General features: G+C 55.2%; 16 protein-coding genes. 8 read left to right on the top strand and 8 right to left on the bottom strand.

The window, feature by feature from the left end:
- Positions 1 to 16: 16 nt before the first annotated feature.
- From JAO29_RS09370 to JAO29_RS09345, 6 genes are all read left to right on the top strand, one after another.
- A complete protein-coding gene (locus JAO29_RS09370; protein ID WP_334267942.1) occupies positions 17 to 1,174 on the top strand; it encodes a hypothetical protein in 1,158 nt (385 codons plus the stop codon).
- Between the two features lie 202 nt (positions 1,175 to 1,376).
- The gene (locus JAO29_RS09365; RefSeq protein ID WP_334267941.1) at positions 1,377 to 1,745 is read left to right on the top strand and encodes a hypothetical protein; all 369 of its coding nucleotides are present in this window, start codon (positions 1,377 to 1,379) and stop codon (positions 1,743 to 1,745) included.
- Positions 1,746 to 3,737, top strand: coding sequence for a type IV secretion system DNA-binding domain-containing protein (locus JAO29_RS09360; protein ID WP_334267940.1), 1,992 nt, complete (start codon positions 1,746 to 1,748; stop codon positions 3,735 to 3,737).
- Positions 3,712 to 6,462: a MobF family relaxase gene (mobF, locus tag JAO29_RS09355; protein ID WP_334267939.1), complete on the top strand. Its 2,751-nt coding sequence runs from the start codon at positions 3,712 to 3,714 to the stop codon at positions 6,460 to 6,462. Before JAO29_RS09360 ends, mobF begins: the two co-directional genes overlap by 26 nt.
- 58 nt (positions 6,463 to 6,520) lie before the next feature.
- Positions 6,521 to 7,117: a type IV toxin-antitoxin system AbiEi family antitoxin domain-containing protein gene (locus tag JAO29_RS09350; RefSeq protein WP_334267938.1), complete on the top strand. Its 597-nt coding sequence runs from the start codon at positions 6,521 to 6,523 to the stop codon at positions 7,115 to 7,117.
- Positions 7,114 to 8,034: a nucleotidyl transferase AbiEii/AbiGii toxin family protein gene (locus JAO29_RS09345; protein WP_334267937.1), complete on the top strand. Its 921-nt coding sequence runs from the start codon at positions 7,114 to 7,116 to the stop codon at positions 8,032 to 8,034. Before JAO29_RS09350 ends, JAO29_RS09345 begins: the two co-directional genes overlap by 4 nt.
- A 268-nt stretch (positions 8,035 to 8,302) precedes the next feature.
- Here JAO29_RS09345 and JAO29_RS09340 read toward each other — a convergent pair whose 3' ends face one another.
- The 6 genes from JAO29_RS09340 to JAO29_RS09315 form a co-directional block, all read right to left on the bottom strand.
- A complete protein-coding gene (locus JAO29_RS09340) occupies positions 8,303 to 10,267 on the bottom strand; it encodes a DUF2075 domain-containing protein (protein WP_334267936.1) in 1,965 nt (654 codons plus the stop codon).
- Positions 10,268 to 10,437: 170 nt separating this feature from the next.
- The gene (locus tag JAO29_RS09335) at positions 10,438 to 10,962 is read right to left on the bottom strand and encodes a hypothetical protein (protein WP_334267935.1); all 525 of its coding nucleotides are present in this window, start codon (positions 10,960 to 10,962) and stop codon (positions 10,438 to 10,440) included.
- A 28-nt stretch (positions 10,963 to 10,990) separates the two neighbouring features.
- Entirely contained in the window at positions 10,991 to 11,734 is a 744-nt protein-coding gene (locus JAO29_RS09330) for a di-trans,poly-cis-decaprenylcistransferase (protein ID WP_334267934.1), read from the bottom strand.
- 25 nt (positions 11,735 to 11,759) lie between these two features.
- A complete protein-coding gene (creD, locus tag JAO29_RS09325; RefSeq protein ID WP_334267933.1) occupies positions 11,760 to 13,112 on the bottom strand; it encodes a cell envelope integrity protein CreD in 1,353 nt (450 codons plus the stop codon).
- Positions 13,113 to 13,226: 114 nt separating this feature from the next.
- On the bottom strand, positions 13,227 to 13,616 hold the full coding sequence (locus JAO29_RS09320; protein WP_334267932.1) for a transcriptional regulator: 390 nt from the start codon (positions 13,614 to 13,616) through the stop codon (positions 13,227 to 13,229).
- Entirely contained in the window at positions 13,606 to 14,220 is a 615-nt protein-coding gene (locus tag JAO29_RS09315) for a hypothetical protein (protein ID WP_334267931.1), read from the bottom strand. Before JAO29_RS09315 ends, JAO29_RS09320 begins: the two co-directional genes overlap by 11 nt.
- Before the next feature lie 929 nt (positions 14,221 to 15,149).
- Between JAO29_RS09315 and JAO29_RS09310 the strand changes: the two genes are divergently transcribed.
- Both JAO29_RS09310 and JAO29_RS09305 read left to right on the top strand, forming a co-directional pair.
- A complete protein-coding gene (locus tag JAO29_RS09310) occupies positions 15,150 to 16,001 on the top strand; it encodes an ArnT family glycosyltransferase (RefSeq protein WP_334267930.1) in 852 nt (283 codons plus the stop codon).
- Between the two features lie 143 nt (positions 16,002 to 16,144).
- The gene (locus JAO29_RS09305; RefSeq protein WP_334267929.1) at positions 16,145 to 17,155 is read left to right on the top strand and encodes a hypothetical protein; all 1,011 of its coding nucleotides are present in this window, start codon (positions 16,145 to 16,147) and stop codon (positions 17,153 to 17,155) included.
- 286 nt (positions 17,156 to 17,441) lie between these two features.
- Here JAO29_RS09305 and JAO29_RS09300 read toward each other — a convergent pair whose 3' ends face one another.
- Together JAO29_RS09300 and nagA are read right to left on the bottom strand one after the other, a co-directional pair.
- Complete coding sequence (locus tag JAO29_RS09300; RefSeq protein ID WP_334267928.1) at positions 17,442 to 17,849, bottom strand: cupin domain-containing protein; 408 nt, start codon at positions 17,847 to 17,849, stop codon at positions 17,442 to 17,444.
- A 329-nt stretch (positions 17,850 to 18,178) separates the two neighbouring features.
- Positions 18,179 to 19,321, bottom strand: a complete 1,143-nt coding sequence (gene nagA / locus JAO29_RS09295) for an N-acetylglucosamine-6-phosphate deacetylase (RefSeq protein WP_334267927.1) — start codon at positions 19,319 to 19,321, stop codon at positions 18,179 to 18,181.
- Between the last annotated feature and the right edge of the window lie 921 nt (positions 19,322 to 20,242).

Genomic DNA, 20,242 nt, shown 5'->3' with positions numbered 1-20,242 from the left:
AGATTGGTGATTGAACATGGTACGTGAACGTGACTTCTCCGAGGACAAGGCACAGGAGAGACAGCAAAAGACATTGTCTGTGCGCATTTCAGATGCATTGCATGAGCGTCTGGAGCGGGTTCGCGATGTTCTGTCCGTCAAGGCGGGTACCAGGGTGTCGACATCCGAAGTTGCCAAGCAGCTATTGGAATCGGCTGATGAAGAGCGGCTGGAGTTGATCGAGCTAATGCAGAAGCCCACAGATGCTCTTACTCGCATTCGGGAGAAGCACAGCCAAGGACTTCAACTCTCGAAAAGCGAATGGACCTGCGTTGCATATTACGTTCATCAGGGCATGGAATGGTTCAGTGGCAATAACTCGCACATCTCGCCGGATTCGTATATCGCAGTGATCAAAGCATTCCTTGCCGTCTATAAACTGCTTCCAAAGTCTGAGTTCCGACACCAGGATTATTACCTTGGAAATTTGGATCACCGAGATGCCGGTGAGATTGGGCCGATCACTAGCGAAGATGTTCTGAAAGCTGCTGCACGCTGCATTCAGAAAGTGGAGACAGCTACGAAGAAACCATACACGCCGCTCTATGCCGGGCGGAACCTCTATGCTGTCCTCGATGGCGAACGGATCACAGACACTCCCGCATTGAACGATGCTCTTGCACCGTTTTGGCCTGCACTTTGGCGTCTTGCTGCCAGAGGTCATTTCAGGGTTTGCAAGATGCCCCTCCGTGCTTCCAGAAACCCAGGAGAGGAGCATTTCGAGGATAAGTCTTACCTGCCGCCTGTATCGGAACCCGTATCCGATGGTCAGTTCTCGCTTTCGTTCTCCACACTCGACGGTACTGACCTTTCTGTCCTTCTAGTCTTTCCAGGCACACGTGGAGCAATGTATCCCATCAGTCCCTACCCAATGATTGCAAGATTCCGCGCAATGCTGTTCGGACTTCGAGCCGATCAGGAATTGCAACATTGGGATAGCGAGACATTCTTCGCGTACACCAGCCGGAATGGCGACGAGATAGACGCTTCATTCCGGGCGAAAGACAACGGCATCACATTTGGCTTCTCCCCGCAGGAATGGTCTGCATTGAAGAGATTGTTTACGAAAGCTTGGAATACGCCGGAGATCAGCCGCACATGGGACAAGCTGACCCAGGAATATGGCGAGTTGTGAAGAACGGTGCTTCGCACCGGAAGTAGAAGGACACACCACCCCAGATTGGGTGCTGTAGAGGAACCTTGGTTGCCGTACGGGAACTTGTTGGCACAACGTGGTTTGGGAATATCTTGAGCCTTTTACTCTGTGTCGCGATACCGCGCGGTAACTCATTGATTCTTTTGTCGAGCGCAATTCATGCCGCTAGAAGGTAACCCTTATGGTGAAGCTGCCTCTCCGCAACAAGTCGGTAGGAACAAAAGTCACAGAAGCTGAATTCGCTACTCTTGAAATCCAAGCGCGAGCGCGGAAATTGACGCTCTCCGAGTGGGTGCGTGCAGAGTTGTTGGAGCCTAAACAAAGCAGAGATGACGATGTTCTGCTGGCGGAGGTTCTAGCTCTGCGAACAATCATGATCAATCTGCTGTTCTCGCTAGCGAAGGGCGAACGGTTGACGACAGAAGCGATGAAGGAGCTGATCGAGCGCGCAGATGGAGATAAGGCAAGCCGTGCAATGGAGCGGCTGTCGGCAGGACGGAAGGTGGTTTCCAAATCAGTTGCTGAATTGGAAGTGGAAGCGAGGGCCTAGATGAGTGAATGGGGACGGAAGAGATACCAGAACTGGCCGAGCCGTAAGCCGTTGGCTACTTATGGAGCGTTGCTGCTGGCGGTTGTCGTATTCGGCATCGGAATATGGTGGCAGTACAGCAAGAATTGTAGCTTCGTCGAGCGGTTCTATCTGCCGGTGTACGCGAAGACGTGGGTGCGTGGGAAGATGTCGGCGAAGAACCAGACGCGCTACGCGCTGATCGACATCGTGAATAAGAAGGGGCAACAGCGGCTAGCCTTGGCCGGCGAGGTCGAGCCGATTCTGAATCCTGATGGGACGAACGCGTACGTGCTGACGGCGGAGGCAATCAAAGACGGATTCGTGAAACCTGTTTGGGATGCTGGATTCTTCAATGACGTTCGGTTGCACAGCTTTTTGGGTCACTGGATATTCGGCGATCAAACTGTGTGGGACTTGCTGAAATATCCAGCGTATGGGGCATTAGGCACCCTGATTCTGGGGCTGATCCTGGCAGCGCCGAAGGATAGGAAGCGAGCTCTAATCTACAAGCATGGACGGCGGCTTCGCGGGCCGGAACTGGTTACAACGGCTGAGTTCAATACGAAGTTGGGCCGTTCAAAAGGGTTGACAACATACCTGCCAGATGGCCTCGCGCTTATCAACGAAAACCAGAGTTGGATAGACAAAACGTTCCGCAAGGATGAGAGCCGCTGGGTGCGCATCCCGCGTGATAGGGAGGCCATGCACTTCCTGATCGTTGGTGATTCGGGACATGGCAAGAGCGCGACTGTTCGGCAAGCTCTGAGCCAGATATGGGAGCGCGGAGAGACCGCCATCGTGTACGACCCAGCGATGGAATATCTGCCTCAGTTCTACGACCCAAAGCGTGGCGACGTCATCCTTAATCCCCTGGATGCGAGGTGCCCGTACTGGACACCGAGCGAGGAGGTCCCCCATCCGGCAGAAGCCCTTACCTTATCTGCTTCGTTGTTCCCTGACCAAGGTCGAGAGCATAGGTTTTTCGTCGAAGCACCGAGGAAAATCTTCGCTCATCTGCTCAATCTGAAACCCACTCCAGAGCAGCTTACAGGCTGGCTCTGCAACCCAGAAGAGATTGACCGCCGTGTGGAAGGAACAGAGATGGCGGCGATGATCGACCGTCAGGCGGGTCCGCAGCGGTCAGGTGTTCTCGGGTCGTTGAATATGGTCGCCGACGCCTTGAAGCTTCTACCGCGCGAAACCGAAACCGAACGGCGCTGGAGTGCGGCGGATTGGGCGAAGGAGCGCAAGGGATGGGTGTTCATCACTTCTAAGCCGACGGTGAGAGAGCGGCTACGCCCCCTCATCAGCCTATGGCTGGACTTGCTCGTGTTGAGAACGATGGACGAAGGATCAGCGACCAAACGAAAGACGTGGTTTGTCTTGGACGAACTGGCGAGTTTGCAGCATCTTCCTCAGTTCAAGACGGCCATCACGGAAAGCAGGAAATCGAACAATCCCATGATTCTCGGCTTCCAGGGAAAGGCGCAAATCGAAACACTGTACGGAACTATCTCGGAGGCGCTACTGTCACAGCCCGCCACGCGAATCTATCTGAAAACGAGCGAGCCTATGGCGGCGGAGTGGATTTCGAAGGCCATTGGGGAGATTGAGATTGAACGCTACCGTGAGACACGGACTTATGGGCAGTTCCCGCAGTCTCGCAAATCGGAAAGCGAGCAGCGGGATGTTTCACGTGAACCGTTAGTCATGGCCTCGCAGATCAGCGGCCTCGATCCGCTGCATGGCTATCTGAAGCATGGAAACTTGGTGGTCGAGATGAGGGTTCCTTATGGAGCTAGAGGCCCGTCACGAGAAGTTCATCGAGCGGAAGCTGGGACAGTATATGCGGGTCGTGGGCGAGCCTATGCCCCCAACGCAAGAGGTGAAACAGATGGAGTTGAAACCAGTCGAAGGACGCGGCATTTACTTCGAGTAGAAACCAATGGTCTCCATATCCAAACCGATTAGCGCGGGCCAGGCGCAGGCGTACCACAAGGAGGAGTTTGCGAACGCGCGGGAGAATTACTACACAGAGGGCGAGCGTGTGCGCGGAGAGTGGCAGGGCAAGCTTGCGGAGCGTTGGGGCTTAAGCGGTGAGGTGCATGAGGAGCAGTTCGCGCGGTTGTCCGAGGGCCAGCATCCGGGAACGGGCGAGCAGCTAGTCCGGCATCAGACTGCGCGGGAGTACGAGAACGGACGAGGGGAGGCGGTGCGTTCGATGGAGCACCGGGCTGGTTGGGATGCTACGTTCAGCGCGCCGAAGTCCGTCTCACTTACCGCACTTGTCGGTGGCGATGGCCGGATTAGGAAGGCGCACCAAGAGAGCGTGCAAGTCGCGCTCAATGAGATGGAGCGGTACGTCCAAGCCCGGATAGGTGGGAACGCTCCTGCCCAAACGACGGCTATGTGGGCCGTCGCCAAGTTCGAGCACGACAGCAGTAGACCGGTGGACGGCTACGCGGCGCCCCAGCTTCATACCCACGCGGTTGTCTTCAATTTGACTGAGAGTGCGGATGGAGACACACGCCCTCTTCAGCCGCAGGAACTCTATAAGACCCAGCAGTACGCGACGGCGGTCTACCGATCGGAGCTGGCTGAGAGTTTGCAGCGGATGGGCTACGAGATTGAACGTGGGGAGCATGGGCAGCCGGAGATAAGGGGTTACTCGCGCGAGTACCTGGAGGCGTCGAGTCCGCGGCGGCAGCAGATCAAGGAACATCTTGAGGAACGTGGCCATGCTGGCCCAGAGGCCGCGGAGATCGCGGCCCATCGGACACGCGACGCGAAGCAGCCTCTCTCACGCGATGAGGTCCGGGCGCAGCATAGAGCGATGGCAACCGCTCATGGAGATCAACCGCAGCGAGTTCTCATGGAGGCAGCGCAGCGTCCGGGTGTGGAACTGATGCCCGAGTCATCGAGGACCGCCGCGCATGAGGGCATGAGCTACGCACGAGAACGCGGTATGGAGCGCGAGGCCGTGACGGATGAGCGGTCGCTCATTCGCGATGCGCTAAAACACACGATGGGTGAGTCACGCTTACCGGAGATAAAGGCCGAATTCGAGAAGCGTGTAGAAGCACGGGAACTGATCGAGGTTCGACGCAAGGAGGGGTTTGCGGGACGCGCGTTCACGACCGCCGAGATGCAGGGATATGAGCGCGAGCTGGTCGACCGGATGAAGACGGGCCAGGGTAGTCGCGATGTATTGGCCGATGGCAAAGTGCGGCAGCAGACAATGGAGCAGCACCCGCATCTGAGCTTGAGCCAGCGTCAAGCGGTCGAAACGGTTCTGACCAGCCGCGATCAGATGATGGCCCTTGAGGGCGTAGCCGGAGCTGGGAAGACAACTTCCTTAGCCGCCGTTCGTGAAGCAGCTATTAGCTCGGGCTATAAGGTCGAAGGGCTCGCGCCAACATCGCGGGCGGCGCAGAAACTCAGCGAAGCGGGCATGGCGACGGAGACACTGCAACGGCATCTGACGCGCGACGAAAGGTCCGACGAGGGCGGAAAAACGCTCTATATAGTCGATGAATCGAGCATGGCGAGCACCAAGCAGATGCACACATTCGTCGAGCGGCTCGGGGAGAATGATCGTGTGCTCTTCGTGGGTGATACACGGCAGCATGAGGCGGTCGAAGCGGGCAGGCCCTACGCGCAGTTGCAGGAGGCAGGGCTTCGTACGGCGCGGCTAGATGAGATCATTCGTCAAAAAGACCCGGCTCTGAAGGAAGCCGTGGAGCAGCTGGCGCGGGGTGAGGTGCGCGAGGCCATAGGCAATCTCAAACAACAGGGCAGGGTGCATGAGATCGCCGACCGGCAGGAGCGCATCAGAGAGATCGCCGGCGAATATGTGCGCTCACCTGAAAACACGTTGGTCATCTCGCCGGACAACGAATCGCGGCGGGAGATCAATCGGCACATCCATCGTGTGATGCAGGACTCCGGTCAGGTCAAAGCCGAGGAGCACAGTGTCCATGTGCTTAATGCGCGGCAGGACCTCACGGGAGCCGACCGGGCGCACGCGCGGAACTACGAGCCGGACGACGTGATCCGGTACTCGAAAGGCTCGAAGCCTCTTGGCATCGAGGCGGGCGAGTATACGCGTGTCGTCCGCGCGGACGCCAAAGAGAACACGGTGACGGTTGAGCGGAGGAGCGGCGAGGAGCTCATCTACGATCCGCGCCGGTTGCAGGGCGTGACGGTCTACCGCGAGACGGAGCGGGCGTTCGCCCAGGGCGACCGGGTGCAGATGACCGCGCCATATCACGAGCGAAAGCTGGCGAATCGTGAGCTGGGGACAGTTGAGATGATCGGCGGCGACGGCAACATAAGACTGAAGATGGATTCAGGCCGCGAGGTCGAGTTCAACACGAACCAGCATCCACATCTCGACTATGGCTATGCCATGACTAGTCACAGCAGCCAGGGCCAGACGGCGAATCGAGTGCTGATCCATATTGATTCGGAGCAGGCGCACAGCCGATTGCTCAATAGCCGCATGGCCTACGTATCGGTATCCCGTGCCCAATACGATGTCCAGATGTACACCAATGATGCAAAGGCACTTGGCCAAGAACTGAATCGAGACGTGTCGAAGTCGATTGCACTTGAGGAAGGTGCGATTGCACCGAAGTTTGATCCTCAGCCAGCGCAGCAACTCGTAGAACGGATTGGCATGAACGTGAGCATATAGGCGTGTTGCAATACGTCATCCTTTATAATCAACTAATGACGTTTTGAGACAGGCAAACATGACAAACAACATGATGAAGACGATGCGATATGTCAGTAAGCACGGGATCGTGAGACCTCGCGATCTTGAGACTCTTGGTATCCCGCGTGAATATCTTCTGCGTCTCTACCGGCGAGGGAAACTCAGTCGGTCTGGCCGGGGCATCTACACGCTGCCGGATGCATCCATAACAGAGCGCCATTCGTATGCCGAAGTCGCCAAGCGAGTGCCGGGAGCTGTCCTCTGTCTTCTGTCGGCTCTCGCCTTTCACGAGATCACGACCCAGAATCCCGTTTCAATTTGGATTGCTCTAGCTAAGGGAGCCAGAAAGCCAGCTCTGGAATCTAATTCGCTGAGGATTGTTCGGCTCTCAAAACCATCGCTTACTGAAGGAATCGAAACCCATCGTGTCGAAGGTGTTTCCGTCCGCGTCTATTCCGCTGCAAAAACCGTAGCCGACTGCTTCAAGTTTCGGAACAAGATTGGCCTCGACGTTGCCATCGAAGCCCTAAGAGATAGCCTTTCTCAAAGAAAGGCCAGCATCAATGATATCTATCGCTACGCGAAAATTTGCCGCGTGAGCAACGTCATCCGTCCATATATGGAGGCCATATGACGCGCGAGCCGAACAAGAACCAAGCTGCATCCATCCGCGCTCGATTGCTTTCCCTATCCCAAGAGAAGGGCGAAGACTATCAAAGGGTGCTTGGCAGATTCGCGATTGAACGCTTCTTGTACCGGTTGGGGAATTCGTCCTACAGAGATCGTTTTGTCCTCAAGGGCGCAACGCTCTTTACTCTGTGGACAGGGGCAACCCATCGACCGACAAAGGACCTGGACCTGCTTGGATGGGGTTCCTCCGAGATTGCCGACGTAGAACAAGCTATTCGTGTGATCTCCGAGTTGCAGGAAGATGACGGTATTTTCTTTGATAGCAAGTCAATTGAAGGTGAAAGAATCAAGGAGGATGATGAATATGATGGAATTCGCATCAAGTTCCGCGCTGAACTCGCGGGGGCACGAATCCCTTTGCAGATTGACATCGGGTTTGGTGACGCCGTTTACCCGGAGCCTGAGCTTGCCGCCTTTCCCGTGCTCCTGCAAATGTCAGTGCCTGTCATTCGCGCCTATCCACGGGAAGCGTCAATAGCCGAAAAGCTGCATGCGATGGTCGAACGCGACATTCGTAATAGCCGCATGAAGGACTTTTATGACATCTGCTTCATGGCGAATACGTGGACTTTCCAGCTTGCTTCATTGCGAAGTGCAATCACGGTGTCATTCCAGAGGCGCGGGTCTACTCTTACGAATGAGATCCCATTTGCCCTGACCAATGAGTTTTTGACCGACGCGCAGAAGATGCTCCAATGGAAGGCATTTGCAGGACGGTTGAACCCCAGCGACAAAGTCCCTTCGCTTGCCGAAGTTGGTGCCGTTCTCCGCGCATTCCTGTTGCCGTGCCTCTCAGCCCAAACCGACACCGCAGCCCTGATATGGACACCCAATCGTGGATGGCACGATTCCGCAAGCTGATTCCTCGACGCTCACTTACCGGGCACAAGTCCAGCCGATGAGGCGACATACCCTTCGCTCCGGCGTCTGTAAAGGCTCCTCGCTGCGCTCCGACCGCTAGCGCGGCGCTCACGGCCTTGACAGACGACTCCGCTGCGGGTCGTTTCCGGTTATGAGAAGAATGTATTCTTCTCATGTATTCACAACCATGTGAAGGCTCAAGCCATTGCTCCAAGCTTGTAGCGGGCTATCGCCTGAGCCGACGCCACCCATGTTTTGTGATCATTTGCTAGTCGAGCGCAGAAATGCCGCAGGAGCGAAGATAATCGAATGTTCCATCGTAGAACGAGCGGGGTCGTGTGTGATCGGAGGTGTTTCCCTTTGGAACGAAGACGATCATCCCCTGCCGAGCTCGCGTCAAAATCACTCGATATGCGTTCTTCAGGTACAGTCGCCTGGAATCGTCGTTGATGGATTGCCACTTGGTGCCCTTGAAGGTCTGGTAGGCCCATTTCCCATTCTTGTGATGAAGATCTCCATCCCAACATACGCCGACCCAATCCAGCTCGAGCCCTTGTACGGCAAACTCACTTGCCACGTCTTCTAAATAGTATGACGATCGAACATCTGTGCTGGCATTGAGAAACCAGTTTGCCGGCTCGATCTCTGCTTTGATGTGGATACCTTCGGGTCGAAGGCGCTGGGCACCTGATGATGCCACTAACCCAAAGCGTTCCGACCCGCGAGCCTGCCCACGTAGCCAAGCCCTTGCAGTCGCAAGATCTCGTGTCAAGTAGATGGGATAGGCTTCTTTTATGCTCTTGTACGTAGCCCTTGCAGCTTCCGGATCGTCATCGAGAATGTGACCGACGAAAGCTGACAGCGCCTCTGCGCGAAACGATCGCATGGAAACGGCGAGATGAAGGTGTTCGTCCGAGCAAACCCGCGGCGATGCGAGGAACGCCTCTACATCATTCGCGGAACCATATTCCGGAAGTGCGATCCGCGGTGAGACGTGGACCTCCCAAGTTGGAAACCGAGTCTCAAGTGCACTGATCCATTCGGATATGCCGGCCTCTCCGGTGTTGATCTCCTGGCCGCCTCCTACAAGGCACACAACCGTACACCAATCTGGATGTCGGTCCATCACACTGATGAGGAACTCTGGCTCTGAAACATCAAAGTCGGCCTGCCCTCGCTTGCGCTGCATAAAGCTAGCCGCCTGTTCACGGGTCCAGGCGCGTTGAGCTTCATCAAACACGACGACCTTTTCTACAGGGATATGTTCATTGCCGACGTAGTGATCACGAAAGTGATGAATATTCTGGATAAAACTGCGTACCTCGCGTTCCGCTGTCTTCTTGGAGACGCCCTCACGTCGTGCTTTGTCACGGGCGAGTGCTTCCCTGAGCACATCAACGAGTGGTCCATTGCCAGAGAGAAAAACTGCGTGTTCGTCATGATGCTCTTCGGAACGCCGTGTCGCGATATTTAGCCCTGCCAGGGTTTTACCAGAGCCGGGTACTCCAGTGACGAAACAGATGGCTTTCGTGCGATTCTGCCGGGCTCGATCGATGACGGCACTTACGCTAGCGCTCGTCTCTTGAAGATTCTTCGCGCCGGCATCCTTTCGCCGAATGTCGGTCACGTTATGAGTGCGGTACAGGACCTGTGCGGCCTCAACGATAGTCGGCGTCGGTTTGTAGCCTTTTGACATCCATACGTCCACGTCGAGAGTTGGAAATACATGTGCAGAGCAAATGTGTTCGATTAGAGCGCCCAGATCCGTCGCGTTTGTCCCAACTGGAGATGCAACGAGATCATTCGCAAACTGGAGCTTCGGCACTGGCAGAGAATCAGCGGTGGTGGAGATCAGCACTGGGACGATCGCAACAGTATGGCTGCCTTCATGGAAGTTTTTGAGATCTAGGGCATAATCTACAACCTGAGCAAACGCAGAGGCCAGATGCACGCTTGCGCCTGCTTTGAACTCAATGACAAAAACGATGTTTTCCGATAACAGTACCGCGTCAGCTCGTTTACCCATCCTCGGAATGTAGAACTCTAGAAACAATCGTCCTTCTGGACGATTAGCGAGAGCAGCCTTAAGGATGGAAATCTGCTGAACCCAGGCCCAACGCTGTTGCTCTTCGAGAGCATGATGATGCTCTGTCGTTAAGACTCCGAGAATGCGTTCAGCATCGTCGCTGAGGAAATTTTGAATGGGCGCCTTGTAATAGGCCTTAATTGGCATTTGGGTGGCTTACTCTCATTACTTGTCCCTATTGATCGCTGATTCAACTTCGAGGATATTGATATTCTTGGTTTTGTTCCAGATATGATGAACATCCTCGCAGGCATCAGACGCAAACCCACCATCTGGTCCAAATGAATTCCTTCGTTGTCAGCTGTCGTGAAAAAACCCTATGACTTAGCAAACGAGAAGGGAGTATCAACACCCGCTTCGAGTTCGGCTGTAAGCCTTCTGCACAACAGAAGGGGGACAGCGCCAAAGATTCCGAAACTGCAATCGATGAGGCGCCAGCCGACTGGAATACCGCGGATATGCCCTGCGATGAGGGCAAGAGGGATTACGCCTGCGCAGGCAATCAGCCCGAAGGTGATGATCCACTTGTTACGAACAGGGTCGATGTAGGGACCAATAAACACAACCGCGATGACCAGATGAGCAAATGCCAGCCAATCAGTTCCATAGGCAAGGAATGGATAGCGGGTGTTCGTTGCACTCAATCCCTCATTGACGCGCTCGAGCCACGGAAGCAGGCCTGTGGATTCCGCGATTGGCTGCAGCGAGCTTAAATGAAAGAAGGACACGAGCCAGCCAAGCTCCGTCTGGAGAGGAAAGGCTGTAACGCCGCTAAGAAACAAGCCGATGATAAAGATGGAGAGCCAGAAGCGGATGCGGCGGATATGATCAGATGACTTCATAGATTTTGACTAGAGTAGCTGGTGTGACTCATACAGTCGAGGTGACGGACTCCACAGTATTGGTCGGCACTGCCCCAAAGCGTCTTTCCCTCCGATTGAATTCTTCGAGCGCAGCAGCGAGATCGGTCTCATCAAACTCAGGCCACATCCGATCTGTAAAGAGGAGCTCTGCATAAGCCGATTCCCACAGTAGGAAATCCGAAAGTCTCTTCTCGCCGCCTGTTCGAATCAACAGATCGACCTCTCCGCCTTCTGCACCAAGAGCCTGAGTCAGCAGCGGACGGAATAGATCCGGCGAGCGTGATATTTCGTTCGGGAGAGAGGCATTCACTCCAACCGCCGCACGCGCAATGGCATCTCGTGACGAGTAGTCGATAGCAACGCACAAATGAAGACAACTTCCTGCTGCGGTCATTGATTCGGCCCTGTCGATTTCCCGCAGCACTGCTTTCGCGAGTCGATCACGTCGCCCGATCACGTTAAGCCGCACGCCACGTCGCTGCAGTCGCTCCGCCTCCAGGCGCAGGAAGGCCCGTAGAAGCCAGAAGATGCTCTGAACTTCGGAGCCCGGTCGACTCCAGTTATCGGAAGAGAATGCGTAAAGCGTTAGGCGAACAATGCCCAAATCCAGTGCGCCCTCCACAACACGTCGGACTGTCGCAACGCCGGCGCGATGCCCTGCGACGCGGGGTAAACCACGTCGCAGAGCCCATCGGCCATTTCCATCCATGATGATTGCTACATGCAGTCTTTCCCGTTGTTTACTCTGCATTGAATCCTCCCGTAAGAGCCTTGCTCTATGCTGTGTGGCCTGGCATCACCGGTTTGGCTTGTTCAGGAGGACCTGTTACGGGAAGAGAACTGTACCAATCGATTCTGCGCGTGACGTACATGGCAGCTGCTACTGCTAGAAAACTGGCAACCGCGCCAACCAGTAGCGCATTGTCTTCGAGGGTCAGCAATAGATAGATCAGCGTGTACAGCAGCGTGAAGATAACCATTGCTATCACGCCCTGTAACCGACTGGAGAAGATCCATCCGGCATTGGCCGAAAGGAGAATCACTGTGGCAGTACCTGCAAGCATAAAGCCGTAATCGAAGCCGATCCTTTCGGCGAAGGACAAGAGGAGCAGGTAGAAGATGATCTGGGCTATTCCGACCAGAATGTACTGTGCGGGATGAACGCGTCTGCCGGTGGTGGCCTCAAAGATGAAATAGGAGAGGAACACCAGACCAAGAAAAAGGAGTACATATTTCAGGGACCGGTTGACGGACTGATAAGGATCGGCCACTTCGATGAAAGACATGCCTAGCCCCGTTGTGTCGAGCCCATTAATCGAGTCGCTTGGTCCTTCGGCGCGCACGCCGCGGGCGATGAAGGGGACAGACCACTCTGCGGTAAAGCCCTGGTTCGATATGTTTCGGTTGACGGGCGGGATTCCTCCATCAAATCCTGGATTTCGCCAATCGCCCTGCGCCGTGAGATGGGTTGTCTTGCCATAGGCAAGTACTGAAATCCGCTCCGCACCAGAGAATCGCAATGTGGATGTCGTATGGAATTGGGTATCAGGCCTTACGATATTGGCAACCTTCGCGCCAAATAGAGACAATTTGACGTGTCGGTTTTGTTCTCCACCAAGAGTGATGTTTTCAGCGATCTCCGCCGGCACAAGCGTCACAGTCTTTGCGTCTGTCGTCAATGTCGCGTCGGCCAGGGCTCCGCGTGCGTCGCTTACTCCGACGACAATTTCGGCGCGGCTCCAGTCAAGTTCTGCGCCCTGCGGAGCGGCAGCAGGAACTCCTGAGAGGTCGAAGTTCGCATCGAGCTTCAAATCCGCCTGAAACACGGGTACCCTGAAAAGCGAACGATGTCGTTCTTCTGTCTTAGTCCTGAGAGCAGCAGAGGCCTGTGTGGGAAACACCAAATAGATACCATGCTTCGTAGAATCAGCCGGAGATTGTGGTGGGATGCTGTACGGTATGGCGAGGGTCGGCCCAAGGAAGGTCTGCGGACCTCCTACGTGACTGCTGATTTCTTTGACGACATCTTCGGCCCGTTTTGTTCTGTCATCGACCAAGCCACTTACAAAGAACGCCGGAATGGCCATCAGCAATGCCAGCGCGCACACGATGATGAGTTTGAAGCCCATCGATAGCGATCTAAACAATCCCCGAGGACCCGACTGCAACATTGAAAAGTCATTCACTGAATTATCTCCCTATCGCAAAGTACTTTGCATCGCAAAGCTGTAAAGCAAAAAAAACTAAACTCTTGATGGAGTCAGACCACGCACCGGATTGCCTGACGGTTCTTCTTTCGTTTCCTTGGCGGCATCGCGAATCACCTGCTCAAGAGCGGATAGATATTCAACATAGCGTTTGCGGCCTGATGAGGTGATACGACAGACCGTAAGCGGTCGATTGTGCTCATGCCCCTTCAATATCTCGACCATCTTTCCTTTTTCCAGCACGCTCAAATGCCGGCTTAGATTTCCATCCGTGAGAGCGCATAGCTGCTTGAGATCGTTGAATGTCAGCCCCTTGGGATTGGTGATCAGGGAAGTCAGTATGCTGAGGCGAGCGCGTTCGTGGATCACCCGATCCAGCCCCTCATAAGCAAAGCGACCTTCGCTGGATGGAGATTTAGGCTTCATCTTCATTCTCCGTCGCGGTGAATAAAAGAATTGCCGCGACTAGCAACTGACCTGCCCCGTAGGAAATTCCCATGGTCCATGGAGAAAGCGCCCGGTTGCCCCCCATTGCGAGACAACTCAGCCCCGTCATTAGATACCATGCACCTGCTGCAATCATCGGTCGCGGTAAGAAGCGGCACGATGAAAATACTCCAAGCCCAAAAATGACCTGCCACATTCCTGGGAGCATCCACGTCGCGAATCGAACGTAACGCAGGAGCACAATCGTTACGAGTAGGCCTGCGCCCACCGATGGCAAAAATTGCTCAACCGCCATTCCAAGCATTTCATTTGATAGACCGGAATGTATACGGCGCGTGCGCGTGTACATCTGCACTCCAGTCAAGAAAGTGGACAAAACGGCCGTCGAGATCCAGATGCCCAGGTATGCGGAAATGTGACTGCCCGGATCTCGCACCCAATGCGCCTGGGCTCCCGCAGCTAGAATCGCGAACATACCAGTCGTCGCGAGTGTCGCCGGACCATAACCACGAAACTCCGTGGTATTGGCCATCTGTTTGCGAATGCTGCTGATGTCGCCAAGTGCTTTATAGAGATCATTCATGAGCAAATCACTTTACAGTGCAAAGTAAATCAGGGAGACAAGTCTATGTCAAGATGCGAAAATCTCTGAGTAGAAATTTCTAAGAGTGGACCATATTGAATGCGGTGATTTAGGACACGCCTACATCGACGGTGGTCCGAATTCCCATTCCAGCAGAGATGAGCTTGAACGATCACACAAGTCCAGGGGAACTGTCGATCTGGCACCCGCCGATCCCGATGATTCAACTGTGCCCAAACTGTGCCCAAACATCCAGAAGTGCCCCTGACAGAACCGCATGGAACCGCATCGATAAGTCCGCTAAGTCGCTGTAAATACTGCATTTTCAATGCGTAGGAAATGAGCGGTAGGGACTCAAAATCCGTCGGAAGCAATTCCATGGGGGTTCGATTCCCCCTCCCGGCACCATCTATCCTATTCATTTAATAGGCTTGCGAGCGTCTAAGCTGAACGTCCCGCAGAGTTCGGGTACGGAGTCAGGTACAGAACGCATCCTTCTTGTTTTCAATAGTTTGGGATATTTCCCGCTCAATGTTCGGCAGCAAGCTAACCATAGTTACCCTGTTTTACGCTCGATTACGGAATACGCAGCGGATAATTGGTCCGCGCGCCATGACAACAATCGATTGAGACGGTAGGGAGCGGGAAGGGAATTGGCTGTGGATTCCAGACAGTCACTAGGCCTAGTTCAGTGGCAAACCGTTCGGTAACCAGCTGCTCCGATGGTTGTGAATACGTATCATCAGTGGATTCTTCGATGAGTGCGTTGCCCTGGAGTCGCCAGTTGAGAATCCACTTGTCCGAGATGGCGACTATTCGGACATGGGGAAACTGCCTTGCAATAATTCTGTCGACGGGAGTTGGTGAGGGGTATACCTTTCCTACACATCAAGAACAGTCTAGCGGGCCACCTTTATTCCGGAGGTGCTATGAAAGCTATCGACGCAACTGTTCCTTTTCGATACAGACTGGTCATTCTGCTGGGCTCGGCGTGTCTTCTGGCGGTTCTGACAGCCGAGCTGTTGCTGTCGTCCCGGCAGATGTCGCTCACGCTGGATGAGGGCGCGCACCTTTATGCCGGTTACCAGCACTGGCGTGCGCGGGATTTCGGGGTCAACCCGGAGCATCCGCCGCTGGTAAAGCTGGTGGCCGCCCTACCGCTGCTGGGAATGAATCTGAAGCAGCCGCATCCGCCAAACCCGTTCTTCATCGTGGAAGAGTATGCGGGTGGCGCAGAGCTGTTGCAGGCGAACAACATGAACCTGCTGCTGAACCGCAGCCGGACAGCCGCGTGCGTCTTCACGCTGCTGCTGGGTGTGCTGGTATTTGCCATGGGGTACGAGATGTTTGGGCCAGAGGCGGCGCTGCTGGCGTTAGCGCTGTTTACGTTTGAGCCGACGGTGCTGGCGCACGGAGCGCTGGTGACGACGGACATGGGGGTGGCTGCGTGTTTGTGCGCTACAGTGTATGCATTTTACCGGTATGTGAAGCAGCCGGGCGTTACACGCCTGCTGGTGTTTGGCGTTACGGTGGGGCTCACCCTGGTGACGAAACTGAGCGGGGTGCTAATCCTGCCCATCGTGGTGGTGTGCGCGGCGACAGGAGCTGATTCCCGTTTGGAACACGAGGCGCGCCTTACGGCTCGCAGGCGCGATCTGTGCGGGTGCGGCGATCGGGTATGTGATTCTGTGGGGCTTCTACGGGTTTCGTTATGCGGCGCGCCCAGCCGGGCTGGTCATGATGCCTCCACTTGCTCTGTTTGTACACATGATGCCGGGTAAGACGCAGACCTGGGTGGTGGTGCACCTGGCGCAATGGCACCTCCTGCCGGAAGCGTACTTGTATGGCTGGACCAAGCTGCCTGCGGGTTGTGACGCATGTGTCGGGATTCTTGTTCGGGAGGCTATACCCTCGAGGCTCATGGATGTATTTTCCGGCCGCGTTGCTGATCAAGAGCAGCCTGACGCTGCTGTTACTGACGCTGCTGGCGCCGGTCCTGTTTTTGCGGGGCCTGCTGCCGTACCGGCGTGAGCTGGTCTTTCTGGGTGCAGGGATGCTGGTCTTTCTGGGCGCGAGCATGACATCGGATCTGAATATCGGGGTTCGTCATGTGTTGCCCGTATACCCGTTCGCGGCGGTACTGGCAGGTGCATGCGCGTGGGCGATTGCAAAGTCATCGAAGGTAGCGATTTATGCCGTTGCGGCGGCGCTGCTGTTCCAGATGGTCTCGTCGCTGCGTACTTATCCCAATTACATTCCATATGCCAACGAGGCGTTCGGCGGACCAGACAAGTCGCATCGGTATCTTGCGGACTCGAACGTTGACTGGGCGCAGACACTGAAGCAGGTGAGTGCTTATCTTGCCGCTCATCAGATTACGGACTGCTGGATTGCGTACGCAGGCGTGAACGACGATCTGGCCCCGGCGGGAGTTCCTCGCAGGCCTCTTCCCACAGGGCTGGCCCTGATGGCAGGAGTGCCGCAGGCGGTGATCCCAACACATATCTCAGGAGTGGTGCTGGTGGGCGCGCAGGATGCCTCCGACATGCTGTGGGGTGAGGGTGATCTGAATCCATACAGGCAGTTCCAGGAAGGCAAACCGGAGGAGATGATTGCGAGCGCGGTTCTGGTCTATCGCGGGAATTATGACGTGACGCTTGCGGCGGCGCAGAGCCATGTGAGCCAGATACCGATGCTGCTGCGGCAGGGCATGGCCGAGCGTGCGGTTGAGGAGGCACGGACAGCGGTGGCGCTTGTTCCTGACAGCGCGAGATTGAAAGCACAACTAGGCGGCACTCTGAAGAGAGTGCACCGCGAGCAGGAGGCCCAGCAGGCGTTTGCGGAAGCGATGCAGATGGCGAAGATGCATCGGCCAAATGATCAGTCGAAACAGATTACGGAAATGATTGCAGAATTTCAGCAGCCGGAGTTCTGATGTGCAGTCCTGCTGGGGAACACGATGACGGTTACGAACGAATCCCGCCACGCGCTACTCCGGCACGGGGTTGTGTTGTTGACGTTCCAGTTTTATTGCGTGAAATGCTTTCCCCACGTCCGCTCATTTGACGGGAGAACCGGCATTCTGGACGGTCGCCCATCAAGTGTCCGATATGGCCGGCTTTCGTCCAAGGTGTGTAACTGGTCTCTTTCACAGCCGAAGATTTGCCAAACTTCATGGGGCGGGAGGAAACAAAGGAGGACCTAACATCTCCATTCCATATTTAGTCACAATCGCATTCATATCTGCGGCGCTCATCTTGTCCATGAGTCCCTTTGCACTCTCGTCGAAGAAGTTCTCGAATCCGGGGTATGCACATCAAAATTATTCTTCCCTCGGTTGTGCCCACGTTTGCCAAGACGTGGGGAATGTCGCGTGGTGCGCAGATACTGCCGCCGACTGGAAGCGTGTATTTTACGTTGCCCACCTCAAAAAGGAATTCGCTCGACAGAACGTAATACCACTCGTCTTCGCGATGATGAATATGACGTGGCGGCCCTCCCTTGGGCGGGTTGACGAGTTCAAAGATTGAACACGCACCAAGGCTGTCTTCTTTGGTTACCTTGCAGCCTGCACTTTTTTTCAATTCGGCAACGGCATAGTCGAAACGATTCTCGCCCGGCTTCACCACAGCTACTTTGCCCGCTGGTACAGGCTCGGCAGGTAGTAAGGAGGTGATGGAGGCGATCCCAAAAGCTTGTAAGAGGGTGCGACGATTAGCAATCCGGCATTTGTTTTCACCAGTTAGGGACCCAAAGTAGATAGAAGTGCAAGTCTTCTGTCAACCCGCAATACTTCAGATGAGCGGCAACTTGATCACTTGTCCGTAAAACGGGCTACTCGGACGAGTGACGGATGGTGTGATTGTGCTTAATTGGTGATAAATCGCCAAGGCACTCGGGGAGGCCTGAACGAGTGCATAGCCCTGGTTGCGACAGTAGACATCGTCATGGCAGTACCTTATTCGATCAATAACCCACGGATAAAACAGTGTCGCCTGATTCCGTCTGCATCGTAGATGTTGAAATCTGCAAGCGCGCCTGGTTCCATAAGCTCTGGCAAACCAAGCATTCTCGCTGGGTTCACGGACGCCAGCCGAGCAGCGGAATGCACCTCCGCGCAAGCAATCTTCTGCAAGTTGGCGACGGCGCGATCAAGAGTAATAACGCTGCCCGCCAGCACTCCTGTATCCGTTCGGCAGGCGTCTCCCTCCACGTGGACGATGGTGTCCCCCGTCATGTAGGTACCGTCTGGTCTCTCCGCAGCCGACAGACAATCCGTAATTAAAATAGCGCGCTCTGGTCCTTTCATCTTTAGCCACAGACGAACCGCCTCAGGCGCAACGTGAAAGCCATCGCAAATTAGATCGGCGTATAAGTCGTCTCGATCGAGAACTACCCCGAGAATACCGGGGTCACGATGATCATAGGCGCGCATTGCGTTGAACGTGTGGGTGGCAGAGGCGACACCGTTCTGCATGCCCGCGATCGCTTCCGCTTGCGTAGCCATCGAATGTCCCATCGAGCAACGAATGCCCAGAGCTGTTGCGTGCCTGATTGTCGCTAAAGCTCCGGGTAGCTCAGGTGCAATCGTCATCAGACGAATGTGGCCACGCGCAGCTTCCCAAAGTTGGTCCAGAAGCTCCGGTGACGGCAATCGCAGGTGTTCGGCAGGATGCATGCCGCGCTTTTCGTGCGACAGGAAGGGCCCTTCAATGTGGATGCCCACGGCTTGTGACGTTCCTTCGAGTGGGACCGTTTCGACGTATTCCGCCATCCGCTGCAGTGATGACACCGTGGTATCAAGCGATGCCGTGACGGTGGTGGGAAGAAACCTGCTCACGCCCGCGCGCGCCAGATGTTGAGCAATCTCTTGGAAACCATCGGAAGAAGCATTCATCACATCCTGTCCAGCGATACCGTGGAAGTGGACGTCAAGGAAACCAGCTGTAATGGTTGCATAGGGGAAGTCATGGTCGAGGTGCGCAATCGCCCGTGCAGACCGCGTGCTGATTTCGAGGATGTGCGCCCCCTCGATGGTGACGATCGGGTCCGCGAGAAGGCCCGATGGCGTCGCCAACATCTTCGCTGCAATTCGCTTCATTGCGATGTGGAACCTCTCTTCTGCCTTGCGATCGGTCAACGCTCTGAAATGAGCATCTGGATATAAAGTACGTCTGCTCAAGAATTCTGAAAAGCCTCATGCCGCAGAGATCGCCCAGTCACGCTAGGAGCCAGAAACGGGCCTAAGATGCTGCAACTTGCGCGCTTGAGTTCTGAATGAGCACATTATTGCCAACGCACTCATTCATGATGATGCGTAACGCAAGACGGTGTGCGCTACTTTGAATGGAATATTGACAACTGCTTTGCTAACCGTGCGTAGCAGTCATCGACTGCGGAAAGGCGCAAATTCGGGTACAAATTCAGGTACAGTCATCAGGTCGGCTCTTTCTGCGGACTTTCCGTGACTAGCGCAGCTATGATGAACGGCGACTTGTCACAGTTACTTGCGCTTCCAACTACTCCAATCGTCGCGGTTTCCACCCGAGAACCCGCTTCGCCTTTGCATTCCAAGCCCGACTCAATCTCGTCGCATAAGACACAAGATCTTGTCCTGCAATCGCCTTCGCTTCTGCTTCGCTCATCGGCGGGGGCACCGGAGCGGCCACGAATTTCGCGAAAGCCGGCACCCATACAGCGTGAGGCGAAGGATCATCATCGACCAAGTTGTACACGCCGGGGCTGCCGCTAATGCGCGTCATTACCCCCGTGAGGCAGAGGCAAATATGGTGAGGAGACAAGAGAATCCCGTGATGGTAACGGGAGGGAGTGTCGTATTTTGTACATATCGACAATGCTGCGATCGGAACAGTGAAAGCGCGCAGATTGACCGTCTCCTGTTAAGGCCCTTTCAGGCGAAGAGTTGTTCTTTGAACGGGCTCTGCAGGATCTGACTCAGGCTGCCGACCTCTTCGCATCAGTCCACGAGCGTACGGCAGGCAAATGATGTTTTTTTCTCGAG

The sequence above is a fragment of the Edaphobacter sp. HDX4 genome, from assembly GCF_036877565.1.
Taxonomy (GTDB): domain Bacteria; phylum Acidobacteriota; class Terriglobia; order Terriglobales; family Acidobacteriaceae; genus Edaphobacter.
This window is presented reverse-complemented; position numbering and strand designations above follow the sequence as displayed.